The following is a 17,351-nucleotide window of genomic DNA, read 5'->3' as shown; positions in this document are numbered from 1 at the left end:
CCCGCGGGCTCATCGACCGGATCGGGTGAACGACTGAGGGTCGTCAGAGGGACCTCCCCCGTCGGGGTGAGGTGGGAACAGCACGCACGGTGAGGAGCGGCGCGCCGGCGCCGGGTCGGACGCCGGCGGGTTCAGTGCACCTGGCGCTCGGAGTCGGCCCAGAAGGCCTCGCGCAGCTTGAACTTCTGGATCTTGCCGGTGGCGGTGCGCGGGATGCCGTCCCGGAACTCCACCCGCTTGGGGGCCTTGTAGCCGGCCAGCGTCGTCCGGCAGTGCGCGATGATGTCCGCCTCGGAGGCGGTGGCGCCCTCGGCCAGCACGACCAGCGCGGTCACCATCTCCCCCCACCGGTCGTCGGGCACCCCGATCACCGCCACCTCGGCGACGGCGGGGTGGCTGAAGACGGCGTCCTCCACCTCGATGGAGGAGACGTTCTCCCCGCCGGAGATGATCACGTCCTTCTTCCGGTCGGAGATGGTGAGGAAGCCGGCGTCGTCGACGGTCCCGCCGTCCCCGGTGTGGAACCAGCCGCCGTCGAGGGCGTCGGCGGAGGCCTCCGGGTTCTCCCAGTAGCCGGCCAGCACGGTGTTGCCCTGCGCCAGCACCTCACCGGACTCGCTCGTGCTGATCCGGGTGCCCAGCGCCGGCACCCCGGCCCGGGACAGCGCCTTCGCCCGGGTCTGGACGTCCATCTCGTCGTACTCGGCCCGGGGCCGGTTGATCGTCAGCAGCGGCGCGGTCTCGGTGAGCCCGTAGATCTGGTTGAACTCCCAGCCCAGCTCCTCCTCCACCCGGGCGATCGTGCGCGAGGGTGGCGGCGCCCCGGCGACCACGATCCGCACCCGGTCCCGCCCGGGCACCTCGCCGTCCCAGTCGGCGGCCGCGTCGAGCACGGCGTTCCAGACGGCGGGTGCACCGGCCATCAGCGTGACGCCGTGCCGCTCGACCCGGCGGAGGATCTCGGTGCCGTCGACCTTGCGCAGCGCGACCTGCGTGGCCCCCATGCCGGCTGTGGTGTAGGGCAGCCCCCAGCCGTTGCAGTGGAACATCGGCAGCGTGTGCAGGTAGACGTCGCGGTCGCTGACCTGCATGTGCAGGCCGAACGTGGTGGCGTTGACCCAGAGGTTGCGGTGGGTCATCTGCACGCCCTTGGGCCGCGCCGTCGTCCCGCTGGTGTAGTTGATCGTGGCGGTGGCGTCCTCGTCCGGCACGGACCACGGTCGCGGCTCCGCGTCGTGCCGGAGCAGCCCGGACTCGTACTCCTCGCCCAGCAGGAAGCGGTGCGGGACGTCGATGCCCGACAGCTGCGACTCCACCTCCGGGTCGGCCAGCAGCACGCGGGCGCCGCAGTGCTCGACGATGTAGGCGAAGTCCGCGGGCGCCAGCCGGAAGTTGACCGGCACGAGCACCCGGCCGAAGGAGGGGACGGCGTAGAGCAGTTCCAGCAGCCGGGCCGAGTTGTGGCTGACCACCGCCACCCGCTCCCCCTCGCCGATGCCCAGTGCGTCCAGCCCGGCGGCGACCGCCCGGGCCCGTCGGGCCACGTCGCGGTAGGTCAGCTCCCCCAGCGAGGCCGCCGGCTGGCTCGGCTCGTCGACGACACCGAGCCGGTCGCCGTAGACCAGCTCCGCCCGGTCGAGGAAGTCACGGGTGGTCAAGGGCACGCGCATGCCGGGCTCCCCGGTGCCGGGGCCGGCTGCGTTGCCGGCCGCTGTCCGAACGTGGTGGGCGTCACGCTAACGGGCCGGGGGCGCTGCCACGAACCGCTCAGTCCGCGGCGGCCAGCAGCCGGGGCAGGGCGGTGCCGATCGGCTCCCGCACGACCAGGTCCGCGAGCCCGTCGTAGGGGGTCGGCTCGGCGTTGACGATGACCACCCGGGCGCCGTGGGCGGCGGCCACCTCGACCAGCCCGGCCGCCGGGTGCACCCCGAGCGAGGTGCCGACGGCCAGGAACACGTCGCAGTCGGCGGCGGCCTGCGCGGCGGCGTCGAGCACGTCGGGGTCCAGCGCCTGGCCGAAGCTGATCGTGGCCGACTTGAGGATCCCGGCGCAGTCGGCGCAGGCCGGGTCGGGCTCGCCGGCGTCCACCCGGGCCAGCGCCGCCGTCATCGGCGTGCGCGCAGCGCAGGACAGGCACTCGACCTCGCGGACCGTGCCGTGCAGCTCCAGCACCGCGCTGCTGCCCGCGTCGGTGTGCAGCCCGTCGACGTTCTGGGTGAGCAGCGCCCGCAGCCGGCCCTGCCGCTCCAGGTCGACCAGCGCGGCATGGCCGGCGTTGGGTCGCGCGTCGGGGGCGGTGTCCCGGCGCATCAGCCAGGCCCGGCGGCGGATCCCCGGGTCGGCCACGTAGTACGAGAAGGTGACCAGCTTCTCCGCGTCCGGGTCGCGGGTCCAGACGCCGTTGGGGCCGCGGTAGTCGGGGATGCCGCTGTCGGTGGAGATGCCGGCGCCGGTGAGCACGCAGATCCGGCGGGCCTCGGGGAGCCAGGCGGGGAGGTCCACACCCCCAGGCTAGGCAGCCACGGCCTCTGCCCGGGTCGTCACCGGCTCCGGCGGCACGGCCCGGTGCCGGACCGCCCGGGACGCCGCCACGACCAGCCGTGGCACCAGCAGCCACACCGCGACGGCGTAGAGCGCCCCGAGCAGCGTGTCGACCACGTAGTGCTCCCCGGACCACACCAGCACGACCGGCATCGCCGCCGCGTAGGCCGCCAGCGCCACCCGCTGCCAGACCCGGGTGGCCACCTGCAGCAGCACCAGCGCCGTCAGGACGGCGAAGGCGGTGTGCAGCGAGGGCACCGCCGCCACCTGGTTCACCTGCCCCTGCCCGGAGGAGAGCAGGGCGCCGGCCTTGTCCAGCCCCAGCACGGCCCAGCCGGAGTTGCTCAGCCGGTCCACGTGCTCGATGACGCCGTCCTTCGCGGCCAGCCAGGGCGGCGCCGCCGGGTACAGCACGTAGGTGACCAGCCCGGCCGCCGACAGCCCCACCACCAACCGGGCGTAGGCGGCCCAGCGAGCCCGGTCGCGCAGCCAGAGGACGCCGAGCACCACCGGCGTCACCACGAAGTGGCTGCTGTAGACCAGCGACGCGACCACCGTCCACCACGCGGCGCCCCAGTGCTCCTGCAGCCAGACCGTGGGCAGCACGCCACCGGCGAGCCACCGGTCGGCCGCCGCGAGCTCGCCGACGGCCACCGGCATGCCCAGCCCGTCGGCGAACCCGCGGCTGAGGTCGTAGAGCAGCAGGACCCCGGCCAGCGGCAGCCAGTCGGCGAGGAGCTGCAGGAGCGCCGGCCAGCCCCGGCCCAGGGACTGCACGGCCAGCACCGCGACCACCCAGCCCAGCAGCACCAGGCGGTCGGTCGGCAGGCCGGTGACGACGCAGGTGACGAGGAAGGTGGCCAGCAGCCCACCGGTGCCCAGCAGGCGGGCGCCGCGGTACCGGTCCGCCGGGACCAGCAGCTCGACTGCGGACGTCGTCGTCCCAGAGGTGTCCGCGAGGGTCATGGCGCGGCACGGTAGGTGACCCAGCGCACGCGTGGGAGCCGCCGGTGCACGGCACGCCGCAGGCGCGGGTCCCCCGGGGCTGCGGTGACTGCCCGGACACCTGAGGTCGCCGGCGCTCCCTGCCCCGACCGCCGTCCGTCGTGAGAGTGCTCACCGAGGGTGAGGGAAGGGTGGCCTTGCTCCACATTCCCGGCCGGGTGCTGGGATGATCGGGGGTGGCACATCGAGGCGCAGGACGCGCGCAGGACCAGCGAGGGTGAGGCGCAAGCAGTGGCAGCCAGCAAGGACAGCTTCGGAGCCCGTACGACGCTCGACGTCGACGGCACCGAGTACGACATCTTCCGGCTCGACGCGGTGGAGGGCGCCGACAAGCTGCCCTTCAGCTTGAAGGTCCTGCTCGAGAACCTCCTCCGCACCGAGGACGGCGCGGACATCACCGCCGACCACATCCGCGCGCTGGCGAACTGGGACCCGTCCGCGGAGCCGGACCAGGAAATTCAGTTCACCCCGGCCCGCGTCGTGATGCAGGACTTCACCGGCGTCCCGTGCATCGTCGACCTGGCCACCATGCGCGAGGCGATGGCCGACCTCGGCGGCGACCCGCAGAAGATCAACCCGCTGGCCCCGGCCGAGCTGGTCATCGACCACTCGGTCATCGCCGACGTCTTCGGCACGCCGGAGTCCTTCGAGCGCAACGTCGAGATCGAGTACCAGCGCAACGGCGAGCGTTACCAGTTCCTGCGCTGGGGCCAGGGCGCCTTCGACGACTTCAAGGTCGTCCCCCCGGGCACCGGCATCGTGCACCAGGTCAACATCGAGCACCTGGCCCGCGTCGTCTTCCCGCGGCAGGAGGGCGACCGCACGCTGGCCTACCCCGACACCTGCGTGGGCACCGACAGCCACACCACCATGGTCAACGGCCTGGGCGTGCTGGGTTGGGGCGTCGGCGGCATCGAGGCCGAGGCCGCGATGCTCGGCCAGCCCGTGTCGATGCTGATCCCCCGGGTCGTCGGCTTCAAGCTGTCCGGCCAGCTGCCCGACGGCGCGACCGCGACCGACCTGGTCCTCACGATCACCGAGATGCTGCGCGAGCACGGCGTGGTCGGGAAGTTCGTCGAGTTCTACGGCGCCGGCGTCTCGGCGGTCCCGCTGGCCAACCGCGCCACCATCGGCAACATGAGCCCGGAGTTCGGCTCCACCGCGGCGATGTTCCCGATCGACGAGGAGACCATCACCTACCTGGAGCTGACCGGCCGCAGCGCCGAGCAGGTCAAGCTGGTCGAGGCCTACGCCAAGGAGCAGGGCCTCTGGCACGACGCGTCCCGCGAGCCGGTGTTCTCCGAGTACCTCGAGCTGGACCTGGCCACCGTCGTCCCCTCCATCGCCGGCCCGAAGCGCCCGCAGGACCGGGTCGCGATCACCGACGCCAAGGAGGCCTGGCGCGAGGCACTGCCGGCCTACGTCTCCGATGGCGAGACCGGCGGGGAGGACCGGAAGCCCGGCGTCCCGTCCAACGAGCAGCCGTACGGCGTCGAGTCCGCCGCCGACGAGGCCTCCGCGGAGTCCTTCCCGGCCTCTGACCCGGTGAGCCCGTTCGGGCACGGCAACGGCGAGGCCGGCAAGCCGCACCCGTTCGTGGCCGACCACGTCCTCCCCGACCGGCCGAACAAGCCGACCAAGGTCGTGATGGAGGACGGCACCGAGACCTACGTCGACCACGGGCACGTGGTGATCGCCGCCATCACCTCCTGCACCAACACGTCCAACCCCCAGGTGATGATCGGCGCCGCGCTGCTGGCGAAGAACGCCGTCGAGCGCGGCCTCACCAGCAAGCCGTGGGTGAAGACGACGCTGGCGCCGGGGTCCAAGGTCGTCATGGACTACTACGAGAAGGCCGAGCTCACCCCCTACCTGGAGAAGCTCGGCTTCTACCTGGTCGGCTACGGCTGCACCACCTGCATCGGCAACTCCGGCCCGCTCCCCGAGCCGGTCTCGGCCGCGGTCAACGAGGCCGACCTCGCCGTCGTCTCGGTCCTGTCGGGCAACCGGAACTTCGAGGGCCGGATCAACCCCGACGTCAAGATGAACTACCTGGCCAGCCCCCCGCTGGTCATCGCCTACGCGCTGGCCGGGTCGATGGACGTCGACCTGAACAACGACTCGCTGGGCAAGGACACCGACGGCAACGACGTGTACCTGCGCGACATCTGGCCCTCGCCGCAGGAGGTCCAGCGGGTGATCGACCACGCCGTCTCCGCCGAGCAGTTCGGCCGCAGCTACCAGGACGTGTTCGCCGGCACCGAGCAGTGGCAGGCGCTGCCCACGCCGGAGGGCGACACCTTCGAGTGGGACGCGCAGAGCACCTACGTCCGCAAGCCCCCGTACTTCGACGGGATGCCGGCCGAGCCGGCTCCCGTCGAGGACATCGCCGGGGCGCGCACCCTTGCCGTGCTCGGTGACTCGGTGACCACCGACCACATCTCGCCGGCCGGCTCCATCAAGGCCGACAGCCCCGCCGGGAGGTACCTGCAGGAGCACGGCATCGAGCGTCGCGACTTCAACTCCTACGGCTCCCGGCGCGGGAACCACGAGGTGATGATCCGCGGCACCTTCGCCAACATCCGGCTGCGCAACCTGCTCGTGCCCGGCACCGAGGGTGGCGTCACCAAGAACCACCTGACCGGCGAGACCACGTCGATCTACGACGCCTCGCGGGCCTACGCCGAGGCCGGCGTGCCGCTGGTGGTGCTGGCCGGCAAGGAGTACGGCTCCGGGTCCTCCCGTGACTGGGCGGCCAAGGGGACGGCGCTGCTCGGCGTCAAGGCGGTCATCGCGCAGAGCTACGAGCGCATCCACCGGTCGAACCTGATCGGCATGGGCGTCCTGCCGCTGCAGTTCCCCGAGGGCGAGTCGGCCGAGTCGCTCGGCCTGACCGGGGACGAGGAGTTCGCCGTCACCGGGGTCACCGCGCTGAACGACGGCACGATCCCCCGCACGGTGAAGGTCAAGGCGGGGGATGTGGAGTTCGACGCCCGCGTCCGGATCGACACCCCCGGCGAGGCGAACTACTACCGCAACGGCGGGATCATGCAGTACGTGCTGCGCTCGCTCCGCGGCACCGTCTCCGCCTGATGGACCTGGGCCTGGGCGGCCGCGGGCTCCTGCTCACCGGCGCGAGCCGGGGGCTGGGGTTCGCGACCGCCCGGGCCCTCGTCGACGACGGGGCCCGGGTGCTGATCAGCTCCCGGTCCCCCGAGTCGGTCGACGCGGCCGTCGCCTCGCTCGGCGGGGCGCCGGCAGCCTCCGGGCTGGCCGCCGACCTGGCCGACCCCGCGGCCGCCGAGGAGCTGGTCGGCGCGGCGGTCGACCGGCTGGGCCGGGTCGACGGCGCGCTGATCTCCGTCGGCGGGCCGGCACCGGGCAGCGTGCTCGAGGTCCCGGAGGACGCCTGGCGGGCCGGGGTCGAGAGCGTCCTGCTCGGGCCGCTCCGGCTGATCCGGGCACTCGTGCCGCACCTGTCCCCCGACGCCGCGATCGGGCTGGTGCTCTCTACCTCGGTGCGCCAGCCGATCGGGCACCTGGCCATCTCCAACGGCCTGCGGCCCGGCCTGGCGATGACCACGAAGGCGCTGGCCGACGAGCTCGGGCCGCGCGGCATCCGGGTGTTCGGCCTGCTGCCCGGCACGGTCGCCACCGACCGGGTCACCGAGATCGAGGCCGCCTCCGGCGACCCCTCGGCCGCTCGCGCCCGCACCGAGGCCGCCATCCCGCTGCGCCGGGTGGGCCGCCCCGAGGAGTTCGGCGCGGTCGCCGCCTTCGCCCTCTCCCCCGCCGCCTCCTACGTCACCGGCACCATGCTCGCCGTCGACGGCGGCGTCACCCGCGCACTGTGACGCTCTCCCGCTGGTCGCTGACGGCGGTCTCGATGCCCAGGAGGCAGCCATGAACGACCACTCCCAGCCCGTGCTGGTCGCCTGCGCCCACGGCACCCGGAACCCCACCGGTCGGCGGCTGATCGGTCAGCTCGCGCTCGCCGCCCGCGCGCTGCGGCCCGGGCTCACCACCACCGCCGCCTTCGTCGACGTGCAGCCGCCCACGGTCGTCGACGTCGTCCGCGGGCTGGGTGAGTCGGCCACCCCGGCCGTCGTCGTCCCCCTGCTGCTGTCCGGCGGCTACCACGTGCACGTCGACATCGCCGGTGCCGTCGCCGACCACCCGTCGGCGGTGGCCGCCCGGCCGCTGGGACCCGACGCCCGGTTGGTCGGCGTGCTCACCGACCGGCTGGTCGCCGCCGGCGCGGACCGCGACGACCCGGCCACCGCGATCGTGCTGGCCGCCGCCGGCTCCAGCGACAAGCGCTCGGTGCAGGACGTCGAGGACACCGCTGCGCTGCTCCAGCGCGACTGGGCCGGCCCGGTCACCACCGGCTACGGATCGGCGGCCCAGCCCCCCGTGCCCGACGCGGTCGCTGCCGCGCGCGCGGCCGGCGCCCAGCGGGTCGTCGTCGCCGCCTACCTGCTCGCGCCCGGACACTTCCACGACAAGCTCCAGGGGGCCGGCGCCGATTGCGTCACGGCGCCTTTGCTGCCCGACGAGCGGATCGCCGCCGTCCTGCTCGACCGGTACGACGCGGCCCTCACCCCCGCCTGACCCGGCGTCACTGCAGGGCGAGCACCAGGCAGACGACGGCCAGTGCGAGCGCCACCGGCGTCATGACCAAGCGCTCCGGCCGGCTGCGCGAGACGGCGTTCATCAGCACCCCGACGGCGAAGTACGCCGTCAGCACCCACACGGCCACGTCGGCCACGCCGCGCGGCAGGAGGTCCAGCGCCCCGCCCACCTGCAGCAGCAGCGCGGCGACGAGCCCGTAGACCACGATCGACACCGCGCTGCCGACCCGGAGGCCTGTCGGCAGGACGTCGTGCTGGCCGCCCCACGCGAACCGGCCCAGGGGCGCGCCGGCGATCAGCGACACCTGGAAGACGGCCAGGCCGCCGAGCAACGCGACGCCCACGACGGCAGCGACCATGATCACCCGGCGCACGCTACCGACCCGGGACGATCTCCCGCGGTCCTGTTCACCCCAGCAGGGGCCGAAATCGCGACTTCGGTCCCGTCAGGGGCCGGTGGCGACCGGGCGGTCGGGGTCGTTCGACCACTGCGACCACGAGCCGGGCCACAGGGCAGCCTCGATGCCGACCTCGGCGAGCGCGGCCACCTGGTGTGCCGCGGTGACGCCGGAGCCGCAGTAGACGCCGACCGTCGTCCCCGGCCGGACGCCCAGCGCGGCGAACCGGTCGGTCAGTACAGCCGCTGTAGCGAAGGTGCCGTCCGGGTCGAGGTTCTCCGTGGTGGGTGCGCTGACCGCACCCGGCACGTGGCCGGCCCGCGGGTCGACCGGCTCGACGTCGCCGCGGTACCGCTCGCCGGCCCGGGCGTCGAGCAGCACTCCACCGGCCATGGGGAGGGCGGCCGCCTCGTCCGCGGTCAGCACGGGCATCCCGCCGCCGGTCAGCCGCACGTCGCCGGGATCGCGGACGACGTCGCCGCGATGGAGCTCACCCCCGGCCGCGGTCCAGGCGGCGAGCCCACCGTCGAGGATCGTGACCTCGGCCAACCCGCCCCAGCGGAGCAGCCACCAGGCCCGGGCTGCCGCCAGGCCACCGGTCGCGTCGTAGACGACCACCCGCGAGCCGGCGGAGATCCCCCACCGCCTGGCGGCTGCTTGCAGTCGCTGTACTGACGGGAGTGGGTGGCGGCCGGCCGCAGGGGACGCGCCCTCGGCGAGCTCGGTCGGCAGGTCGACGAAGACGGCGCCCGGCAGGTGGCCGGCCAGGTACTGGTCCCGGCCGTCCGACCTCCCGAGCGCCCAGCGGACGTCGAGCAGGACGACGTCCGCGGTGCGGCCGAGCAGCTGCTCCGCCGCGGTCAGCACCGTCACCGCGCGACCTCGTGCCGCGCCGCCTCCAGTTCCGCGGTCAGCGCCGTGAGGGCGTCGGCGCGACCGCCGTAGCGGGCCGGGGTGCTCTGCAGGAGGGCGATCTTCCACCGCCCCGCCTCCTCGACCGCGGTCAGCGCGTGGACCATGTGCAGCGCCGGGTCGACGGCGTCCTTGCCGGGGGGCACCATCCCGGCCACCGCGTGCAGCACCACGACGCCGTCGGTCAGCTTGCGCACCGAGCGCACGACGCCGACGAAGGTGGGGGTGGCGTGCTCGGTGAACATCCGGCGCATGTCGGCGGCGATGCTGAGCCGGCCGCTGCGCAGCGTGCCGTCGAGGTCGATGACCTCACCGTCGTCGGCGAAGACCGAGGACACCGTGACGCCGCTGCGCTGGTTCCATCCCGCCAGGTACCGCGCGTACAGCGCCCGGATCTGGGTGTCCTGCGGATGACCTGCGCTCAAGGGAGTGCTCCTGCGGGTGGTACGAGTGGGTCGAGAGTGACCGTAGTGTGCCCGCCCCGCCGGAGCCGACCCCGTGCCCTCGGGCCGCGGTCCGACCCGGGTCCGGAGCGCCGCTCAGAAGGAGGCGAGGGGTTCGGCGACGAACCCGCCGTCCCCCTGGGACACGTGCCAGACCCGGACGTCCTTGCCACCGATCTCGTCCTTCTCGTGGAACCGGACCCGCTCGCCGAGCGGCACCCCGTGCCCCCGGACCAGCAGCGGCCCGCCGCTGTCGACGGTGAACTCGGCGTCCCCGACGAAGAGCTCCAGGGACGGGACGTCGCCATGCGGCGGCACGGTCACCGGGCACGGCCGGCCGGAGGCGACGGATGGCGGCGGCTGGATGGTCATGGTGGGCCTCCCACGGTTGGGTGACGTGCGCCGTCGGGGGGAACGTGCCACGGCCCGCGACCGGCGCGCAGTCCACGCCGACCGTCACCGGCACGGCCGCCACGGTGGGTGTGCCACCCCGGACGCTCCGCTCATCCGACCTGGACAGCCCGGTCCTCTCCGACCCGGTCCTCGGCCGGGGCGAACTGGGTGCGGTAGAGGTCCGCGTAGTGGCCGCCGGTGGCGAGCAGCTCGTCGTGGGTGCCGCGCTCGACGATCCGGCCGTCGTCGACCACCAGGATCTGGTCGGCGCCGCGGATGGTGGACAGCCGGTGGGCGATCACCAGGGAGGTCCGCCCGGCCAGCGCCGCGTCCAGCGCGTGCTGCACGGCCACCTCGGACTCGCTGTCCAGGTGCGCGGTCGCCTCGTCGAGGATCACGATGCCCGGCGCCTTCAGCAGCACCCGGGCGATCGCCAGCCGCTGTTTCTCCCCGCCGGACATCCGGTGGCCGCGGTCGCCGACCACGGTGTCCAGCCCGTCGGGCAGCGAGTGCACCAGGGCGGCGATCCGGGCCCCGGTGAGCGCCGACCACAGCTCGTCCTCGGTGGCGTCGGGCTTCGCGTAGCGGAGGTTCGCCCGGATGGTGTCGTGGAAGAGGTGGGCGTCCTGGCTGACCACGCCGATCGCGTCGCGCAGCGAGGCGGTGGTGGCCTGCCGGACGTCGACCCCGCCGACCCGCACGGCGCCCTCCGTGACGTCGTAGAGCCGGGACACCAGGGCGGCCATCGTCGACTTGCCCGCGCCGGAGGTGCCGACCAGGGCGACCAGCTGGCCCGGTTCGGCCCGGAAGGAGACGTCGTGCAGCACCTGGGCCGGCTGCCCGTGCTCCGGGACGGCGACGTCCTCCAGCGACGCCAGCGACACCTCCGCTGCCGACGGGTAGCGGAAGGAGACCGACTCGAACTCCAGCGACCGGTCCTCCGCCGGGACCGGCACGGCGTCGGGGGCCTCGGCGATCATCGGGGCCAGGTCGAGCACCTCGAACACCCGGTCGAAGCTGACCAGCGCGCTCATCACGTCGACCCGGACGTTGGCCAGCGCCGTCAGCGGCCCGTACAGCCGCGCCAGCAGCAGCGCCAGGGCGACGACGTCACCGGCGGACAGCTGCCCGGTGAACGCCAGCCAGCCACCGAGCCCGTAGACCAGGGCGGTGGCCAGCGCGGCGACCAGGGTGAGGGCGGTGAAGAAGGTGCGGCCGTACATCGCCGAGAGCACGCCGATGTCGCGCACCCGGGACGCCCGGCCGCGGAAGGAGTCCGCCTCGGCCTCGGGCCGGCCGAACAACTTGACCAACAGCGCCCCGGCGACGTTGAACCGCTCGGTCATCGTCGCGTTCATGGAGGCGTTCAGCCCGTAGGACTCCCGGGTGATCGTCTGCAACTTCTTGCCGATCCGCTGGGCCGGCACCACGAACAGCGGCACCATCACGATCGACAGCAGGGTGATCCGCCAGGAGAGGCTCAACATGACCCCGGCGGTCAGCACCAGGGCGATCACGTTGGAGACGACCCCGGACAGCGTAGAGGTGAAGGCCCGCTGCGCACCGATGACGTCGTTGTTCAGCCGGCTGACCAGCGCACCTGTCTGGGTGCGGGTGAAGAAGGCGACCGGCATCCGCTGCACGTGCTCGAACACCCGGGTGCGCAGGTCGTAGATGACCCCCTCGCCGATCCGGGCGGAGTACCAGCGCTGCACCAGCGAGCTGCCAGCGTCGAGCACGGCCAGCCCGGCGATGAAGAGCGCGATCCGGACGATGTCGCCGGCCGTGCCGGTCAGGTTGGCGATCCGGTTGACGATGTCGCCGGCCAGCAGCGGGGTGACCACCCCGATCACCGCGGAGAAGACGACGAGCGCCAGGAAGCCGATCAGCTCCCGGCGGTAGGGCCCGGCGATGCCCAGGATGCGGCGCACCGTCCCCTTGGGGACGCCGCGGGAGGTGACCGAACGGTCGGTGCTGAACGACCGCATCGCGGCCATGGACGTCATCGGTGAGCTCACGACACGCCCCCTGCTGCTGGATCCGGCTGACCACCGGGCCGAACAGCGGCGGCGGTCGTCCTGTTCCGCCCGGTCAGTCCCGTCCGGCCAGCGTGCGCAGCCGGCGTACCTGGGCAGCCCGCTCGGCGGCGTCCTGCTCCTCCGGGCCGTTGCGGACGGCCGAGCGGACCAGCGCCAGCGTCTCGCGGGCGGCGCCGACATCCGGCCCGAGCAGGGCTGCGGTCAGGTCGGCGACCGCGGCGTCGAGCTCCGCGGTCGGGACGGCGACGTTGGCCAGCCCGGTGGTCACGGCCTCGGCGGCGCCGACCGCCCGGCCGGTCAGGCAGATCTCCAGAGCGCGGCTGTAGCCGACCAGCTCGACCAGCGTGCTGGTGCCGGTGAGGTCGGGCACCAGCCCGAGGCCCGCCTCCGGCAGGCGCAACTGGGCGTCCTCGGTGAACACCCGCAGGTCGCAGGCGAGCGCCAGCTGGGCGCCGGCGCCGATGGCGTGCCCCTGCACCGCCGCCACCGAGACGACGCCGGGCGAGCGCAGCCAGCGGAACGCCGCCTGGTAGCCGCGGATCCGCTCCTGGGCCGCCTCGGTGCGCAGGGAGCCCAGCTCGGCCAGCCCGCCGGGCACGCCGGGGTCGGCGCTGAAGAGCGTGCGGTCCAGGCCGGCGGAGAACGCACGGCCCGCGCCGCGGACGACGACCACGCGCACGTCGTCGTCCAGGGACTCCCCGACCGCCCGCAGCGCTGCCCAGGTCGCCGGGGTCTGCGCGTTGAGCTGGTCGGCCCGGTCGAGGGTCACGGTGAGGACGGCTCCCTCGCGTGCCGTCCTCACCCAGCCGTCGGGATCACCGCTCACGCAGACTTCTTGGCGTTCCGGTTCGCCCCGCCCCGACCCCGGAGGGTGGCACCCGACTCCGACAGCAGACGGTGCACGAAGCCGTACGAGCGGTTGGTGGAGGTCGCCAGCGAGCGGATGCTCTCGCCGCTGTCGTACCGCTCCCGGAGCTCGCCGGCCAGCGACGTCCGGTCGTCTCCGGTGATCCTCTTGCCCTTGCTCAGGTCCGCAGTGCTCGAGTCGGCCATGACTCCCCTCCGTGTCAGGGGTGCTGCCGGCTCACGCCGGCACCTCCCGCTGATCCCCCGGCGCCGTTGTCCCGGTGACCTCGGCGTCCCACTGGCCATGATCACCCAGGGTCGGAGGGTCGGCCACCGCAACAAGACCGCGCACCGCCGAACCCGGAGGTCAGCGCGGAGCGACCCGGTCCAGCCGTTACGCGAGCGAGACCAGGTCGGCGAAGTCGGCGCTCCAGGTGTCCTCGGTGCCGTCGGGCAGGATGATCACCTTGTCCGGGTCGAGGGCGGTGACCGCGCCCTCGTCGTGGGTGACCAGCACGATCGCGCCCTGGTAGGTGCGCAGCGCCTCGAGCACCTGCTCGCGGCTGGCCGGGTCGAGGTTGTTGGTCGGCTCGTCCAGCAGGAGCACGTTGGCTCCGGAGATGACCAGCGTGGCCATCGCCAGCCGGGTGCGCTCACCGCCGGAGAGCGTGCCGGTGCGCTGGTCGACGGTCTCCCCGGAGAAGAGGAACGCGCCCAGGATCCGACGCAGCTCGGTGTCGGTGGAGCCCGGTGCCGAGGAGCGCATGTTCTCCAGCAGCGTCCGGTCCATGTCCAGCGTCTCGTGCTCCTGGGCGTAGTAGCCCACCCGCAGCCCGTGACCGGGCTTCACCTCGCCGGTGTCCGGGGCCTCGGTGCCGGCCAGCATCCGCAGCAGCGTCGTCTTGCCCGCGCCGTTGAAGCCGAGGACGACGACCCGGGCGCCCTTGTCGATCGCCAGGTCGACGCCGGTGAAGATCTCCAGCGAGCCGTAGCTCTTGGACAGGCCCTCCGCGGTGAGCGGGGTGCGGCCGCACGGGGCCGGGGTCGGGAAGCGCAGCTTGGCGACCTTGTCCTGCACCCGCACGTCGGCCAGCCCGGCGGCCAGCCGCTGGGCGCGCTTGTCCATGCTGTGCGCGGCCTTGGCCTTGGTGGCCTTGGCCCGCATCTTGTCCGCCTGGGCGGTCAGCGCGTCGATCTTCTTCTCGGCGTTGGCCCGCTCGGAGCGGCGGCGGCGCTCGTCGGTCTCCCGCGCGTCCAGGTAGCGCTTCCAGCCGAGGTTGTAGACGTCGACGGTGGCCCGGTTGGCGTCCAGGTGCCAGACCTTGTTGACCACGGCCTCCAGCAGCTCGACGTCGTGGCTGATCACGATCAGCCCGGCGCGGTGACCGGAGAGGAAGCCCCGGAGCCACGTGATGGAGTCGGCGTCCAGGTGGTTGGTCGGCTCGTCGAGCAGCAGCGTGTCGGCGTCGGAGAAGAGGATCCGGGCCAGCTCGACGCGGCGGCGCTGGCCACCGGAGAGGGTGCGCAGCGGCTGCTGGAGCACCCGATCGGGCAGGCCCAGGTTGGTGCAGATCCGGGCCGCGTCGCTCTCCGCGGCGTAGCCGCCGAGCGCGGCGAACTGGTCCTCCAGCCGCCCGTACTGCCGGACGGCGCGATCCATCTCGGCGTCGTCGGCGGGCTCGGCCATCGCGACCTGCGCCTTGGTCAGCTTCGCCTTGAGGACGTCGAGCCCCCGGCCGGACAGCACGCGGTCGCTGGCAGTGATGTCCAGGTCGCCGCTGCGCGGGTCCTGCGGGAGGTAGCCGAGCTCACCGGTCACCTCCACCTTGCCGGCGTGCGGCACGCGTTCCCCGGCGAGGGTGGTGAGAGCGGTCGTCTTGCCGGCACCGTTGCGCCCGACCAGCCCGATGCGGTCACCGGGCTGGACCCGCAGATCGGCGTCGCTGATGAGGATCCGGGAGCCGGCGCGCAATTCGAGGCCGGTCGTCGTGATCACTGATCCCATGGTAGGCGCTCCCGCGCCATCGGCCGACCCCATTGCCAGGTGACCTCCACGTCACCTGCCGCTCGCCCCGCAGGTCGTCGACGCCGCCCGTAGCGTGACCGGCGGGAGCCGCAGGAGCCGTCACCGGGGAGGAGGCCCACCGTGCCCACGCCGGAGGTCGACTACCCACCCCCGCTGGAGCCTCGCATCCCGCCGCCCGCGCCGCCGGCGGACCCCGACGACACCGACCCCGGCCCGGGCGGCACCGGTCCCGACGACACGGGCCGGGATGACAGCGGCCGGGACGACACCGGCCTGATCGACACCGAGCCCAGCGACACCGAGCCCAGCGACACCGAGCCCAGCGACATCGCTCCCCAGCAGGTCCTGCTGGGCGCCGGCGTGGTGGCGGTGGTCGCTGCCGGAGCCGCCTCGCTGACCGACGCCGGCTCGGTCCCCGGGTTGCTCGTGGTCAGCCTGCTGACCGTCGCCGCGACCCTGGGTTCACTGCGGGCCGGGCGTCGCGAGCTGGGCAGCAGCGAGGAGGCGCTCGCCTCCGTCGCGGTGGTGCTCGCCGCCGTGGCCGCGTGGTCGGCCGGGGACGGCCCCGGGGGCCCGACCGCGATCCTGCTCTCCCTGCTCGCCGCGGTCTTCGCCGTCCTCGGTCTGATCGCGAGGACGGCGGTGACCTGGCCGGTCGCCGCCTGGGGAGCGGTGCAGGCCGCGGTGTTGAGCGGGCTGACCGGCTCCGGGCTCTCGCTGGGCCCGCACGCCACCGCCGTGCTGGCCACCGCCGTCGCCGGGCTGGTGATCACGCTGGCCGCCCGCCGCGCCGTCGCGGTGGTCACCCTGGTCACCGCCGCCGCCTGGTGGGGAACCGGGGTGGTGGAGGGCGCCGCCCGGGTGTGGACGACGGAGTCGGTCGTCGCCGCCCTGGCGCCCTCGACGCTGATGCTGCTGGCGGCCGGCGCGCTGCTCGCGCTGTGCGGCCGCTCGGAGCTGCGGCCCCTGCTCGGCCCCCCGGCGGCGGTGCCGGTGCTCGCTGGGCTGGCGGCCGGGGCCGCCGTCTCCGGGCTGCTGCAGGCGGCCGGGCTGGCCGGGGTGCTGGCCAGTGGGTACCTGGGCGTGGCGCTCGCGACGGCGGTCGGTGTGGTCGCCTCCTCGGGACGGTCCGCCCTGCTCCGCCCGTCGGGCCTCGCCGCGGCCGTGGTGCTCACCGGGCTGGCCGTCGTCCATTTGCTCGGGTCGGGGCACTGGTCGGCGCTGGCGACCCTGGTGGCGGTCGCCGCCGTCCCCGCGGTGGTGGTCGCCGTCCGGCGGCCCGATGAGCGGCACTGGGCGCTGCCGGTCGTGGTGGGCTGCCTGACCGCCGCCGTGCTGCTGACGGAGGCCGACGGCAGCATCGGGTCCGCGCCGGCCGGCCGGCTGCTCGTGCTGCTGAGCCTGGTCACCCTCGGGAGCGCAACCGCGTTGCGCGGGCAGCGCGCAGAACTGTCGTTGACCGGGGCGGCCGCGGTGGTCGCCGCTCTCGGGCTGGGGCACCTGGCCCGCACCGGGCACCCGCCCGGCCTGGCCGTCGGGCTGGCGGTGGTCGGCGCGGGCTTCATCGCCTCCGGCACGGTGACCGACCGGTCCCGGGTCCGGGCCGGCGGGTGCACCGCGCTGGTCGTGGCGGCCTGGCTGGCAGCCGGGGCCGCCGACATCGGTGTGCCGGAGGCCTACACGCTCCCGGCGGCGACGGTGCTGTGGCTGTACCCAGGACGACGGCTGGCCACCGGCTCGTCCTGGCGGGCCTGGGGCCCCGGGCTGGTGGTCGCGTTCGTGCCGTCGGTCTGGCTGGCGGCGGTCGAGCCGGACCTGCTGCGGCTGGTGCTGGTCGTCCTGGCCGCCACGCTCACCGCGATGGCGGGCAGTCGCTGGCAGGTGCAGGCGCCGCTCGTGGTGGGGGCCGCGTCGCTGACCGCGGTGGCGCTCGGGCGGCTGGTCGTCCACCTGCCCCTCACCGGCCTGCTCGCCGTCGGGGCGGCCGGCGCCGTCATGCTCGCCGCGGGGGCGGCCTACGAGGAGCGGCGGACGCGGGCCCGCGCAGCCCTCGCCCGCGTCGCCGACCTGCGCTGACGTCGGTCGTCACAGCGACTGCATCGTTGTCGCGCGCCGTA

The 17,351-nt window shown here is 74.1% G+C and carries 15 protein-coding genes; 4 read left to right on the top strand and 11 right to left on the bottom strand.

Features of this window, described 5'->3' with window-relative positions; translation table 11 throughout:
- Positions 1 to 131 precede the first annotated feature (131 nt).
- From O2W18_RS08580 to O2W18_RS08570, 3 genes are all read right to left on the bottom strand, one after another.
- Positions 132 to 1,670, bottom strand: a complete 1,539-nt coding sequence (locus O2W18_RS08580) for an AMP-binding protein (RefSeq protein WP_269187118.1) — start codon at positions 1,668 to 1,670, stop codon at positions 132 to 134.
- A 97-nt stretch (positions 1,671 to 1,767) separates the two neighbouring features.
- The gene (locus O2W18_RS08575; RefSeq protein ID WP_269187117.1) at positions 1,768 to 2,502 is read right to left on the bottom strand and encodes an SIR2 family NAD-dependent protein deacylase; all 735 of its coding nucleotides are present in this window, start codon (positions 2,500 to 2,502) and stop codon (positions 1,768 to 1,770) included.
- A 9-nt stretch (positions 2,503 to 2,511) separates the two neighbouring features.
- Positions 2,512 to 3,507: a phosphatase PAP2 family protein gene (locus O2W18_RS08570; RefSeq protein WP_269187116.1), complete on the bottom strand. Its 996-nt coding sequence runs from the start codon at positions 3,505 to 3,507 to the stop codon at positions 2,512 to 2,514.
- A 270-nt stretch (positions 3,508 to 3,777) separates the two neighbouring features.
- On the opposite strand from O2W18_RS08570, the gene O2W18_RS08565 reads away from it, so the two are divergent.
- From O2W18_RS08565 to O2W18_RS08555, 3 genes are read left to right on the top strand one after another with little or no spacing between them, the layout of a single operon-like run.
- Complete coding sequence (locus tag O2W18_RS08565; protein ID WP_269187115.1) at positions 3,778 to 6,639, top strand: aconitate hydratase; 2,862 nt, start codon at positions 3,778 to 3,780, stop codon at positions 6,637 to 6,639.
- A complete protein-coding gene (locus tag O2W18_RS08560) occupies positions 6,639 to 7,400 on the top strand; it encodes an SDR family oxidoreductase (RefSeq protein WP_269187114.1) in 762 nt (253 codons plus the stop codon). Before O2W18_RS08565 ends, O2W18_RS08560 begins: the two co-directional genes overlap by 1 nt.
- A 49-nt stretch (positions 7,401 to 7,449) precedes the next feature.
- Positions 7,450 to 8,157 carry a sirohydrochlorin chelatase gene (locus O2W18_RS08555; RefSeq protein WP_269173784.1) on the top strand — a complete coding sequence of 236 codons (708 nt, stop codon included), beginning with the start codon at positions 7,450 to 7,452 and terminating at the stop codon, positions 8,155 to 8,157.
- Positions 8,158 to 8,164: 7 nt separating this feature from the next.
- On the opposite strand, the gene O2W18_RS08550 is transcribed toward O2W18_RS08555, so the two are convergent.
- The 8 genes from O2W18_RS08550 to O2W18_RS08515 all read right to left on the bottom strand — a co-directional run bounded on the left by O2W18_RS08550 (position 8,165) and on the right by O2W18_RS08515 (position 15,213).
- The gene (locus O2W18_RS08550; RefSeq protein ID WP_269187709.1) at positions 8,165 to 8,536 is read right to left on the bottom strand and encodes a hypothetical protein; all 372 of its coding nucleotides are present in this window, start codon (positions 8,534 to 8,536) and stop codon (positions 8,165 to 8,167) included.
- An 87-nt stretch (positions 8,537 to 8,623) separates the two neighbouring features.
- On the bottom strand, positions 8,624 to 9,448 hold the full coding sequence (locus O2W18_RS08545) for a sulfurtransferase (RefSeq protein WP_269187113.1): 825 nt from the start codon (positions 9,446 to 9,448) through the stop codon (positions 8,624 to 8,626).
- Positions 9,445 to 9,912, bottom strand: coding sequence for an SgcJ/EcaC family oxidoreductase (locus O2W18_RS08540; RefSeq protein ID WP_269187112.1), 468 nt, complete (start codon positions 9,910 to 9,912; stop codon positions 9,445 to 9,447). Before O2W18_RS08540 ends, O2W18_RS08545 begins: the two co-directional genes overlap by 4 nt.
- A 114-nt stretch (positions 9,913 to 10,026) precedes the next feature.
- A complete protein-coding gene (locus O2W18_RS08535; RefSeq protein ID WP_269187111.1) occupies positions 10,027 to 10,302 on the bottom strand; it encodes a hypothetical protein in 276 nt (91 codons plus the stop codon).
- Positions 10,303 to 10,433: 131 nt separating this feature from the next.
- Entirely contained in the window at positions 10,434 to 12,341 is a 1,908-nt protein-coding gene (locus tag O2W18_RS08530) for an ABC transporter ATP-binding protein (RefSeq protein ID WP_269187110.1), read from the bottom strand.
- 73 nt (positions 12,342 to 12,414) lie between these two features.
- A complete protein-coding gene (locus O2W18_RS08525; protein WP_269187109.1) occupies positions 12,415 to 13,188 on the bottom strand; it encodes an enoyl-CoA hydratase/isomerase family protein in 774 nt (257 codons plus the stop codon).
- Complete coding sequence (locus O2W18_RS08520; RefSeq protein ID WP_036338653.1) at positions 13,185 to 13,415, bottom strand: helix-turn-helix domain-containing protein; 231 nt, start codon at positions 13,413 to 13,415, stop codon at positions 13,185 to 13,187. Before O2W18_RS08520 ends, O2W18_RS08525 begins: the two co-directional genes overlap by 4 nt.
- Before the next feature lie 187 nt (positions 13,416 to 13,602).
- Positions 13,603 to 15,213: an ABC-F family ATP-binding cassette domain-containing protein gene (locus O2W18_RS08515; RefSeq protein WP_269187108.1), complete on the bottom strand. Its 1,611-nt coding sequence runs from the start codon at positions 15,211 to 15,213 to the stop codon at positions 13,603 to 13,605.
- A gap of 141 nt (positions 15,214 to 15,354) precedes the next feature.
- Here O2W18_RS08515 and O2W18_RS08510 point away from each other — a divergent pair, with 141 nt between their 5' ends.
- Positions 15,355 to 17,310, top strand: coding sequence for an SCO7613 C-terminal domain-containing membrane protein (locus O2W18_RS08510; RefSeq protein WP_269187107.1), 1,956 nt, complete (start codon positions 15,355 to 15,357; stop codon positions 17,308 to 17,310).
- Positions 17,311 to 17,351 lie beyond the last annotated feature (41 nt).

This window comes from Modestobacter sp. VKM Ac-2983 (assembly GCF_026967885.1).
Lineage (GTDB): Bacteria > Actinomycetota > Actinomycetes > Mycobacteriales > Geodermatophilaceae > Modestobacter.
Note: the sequence above shows the minus strand (reverse complement) of the source record. Positions and strands in the feature narration are given on the sequence as shown.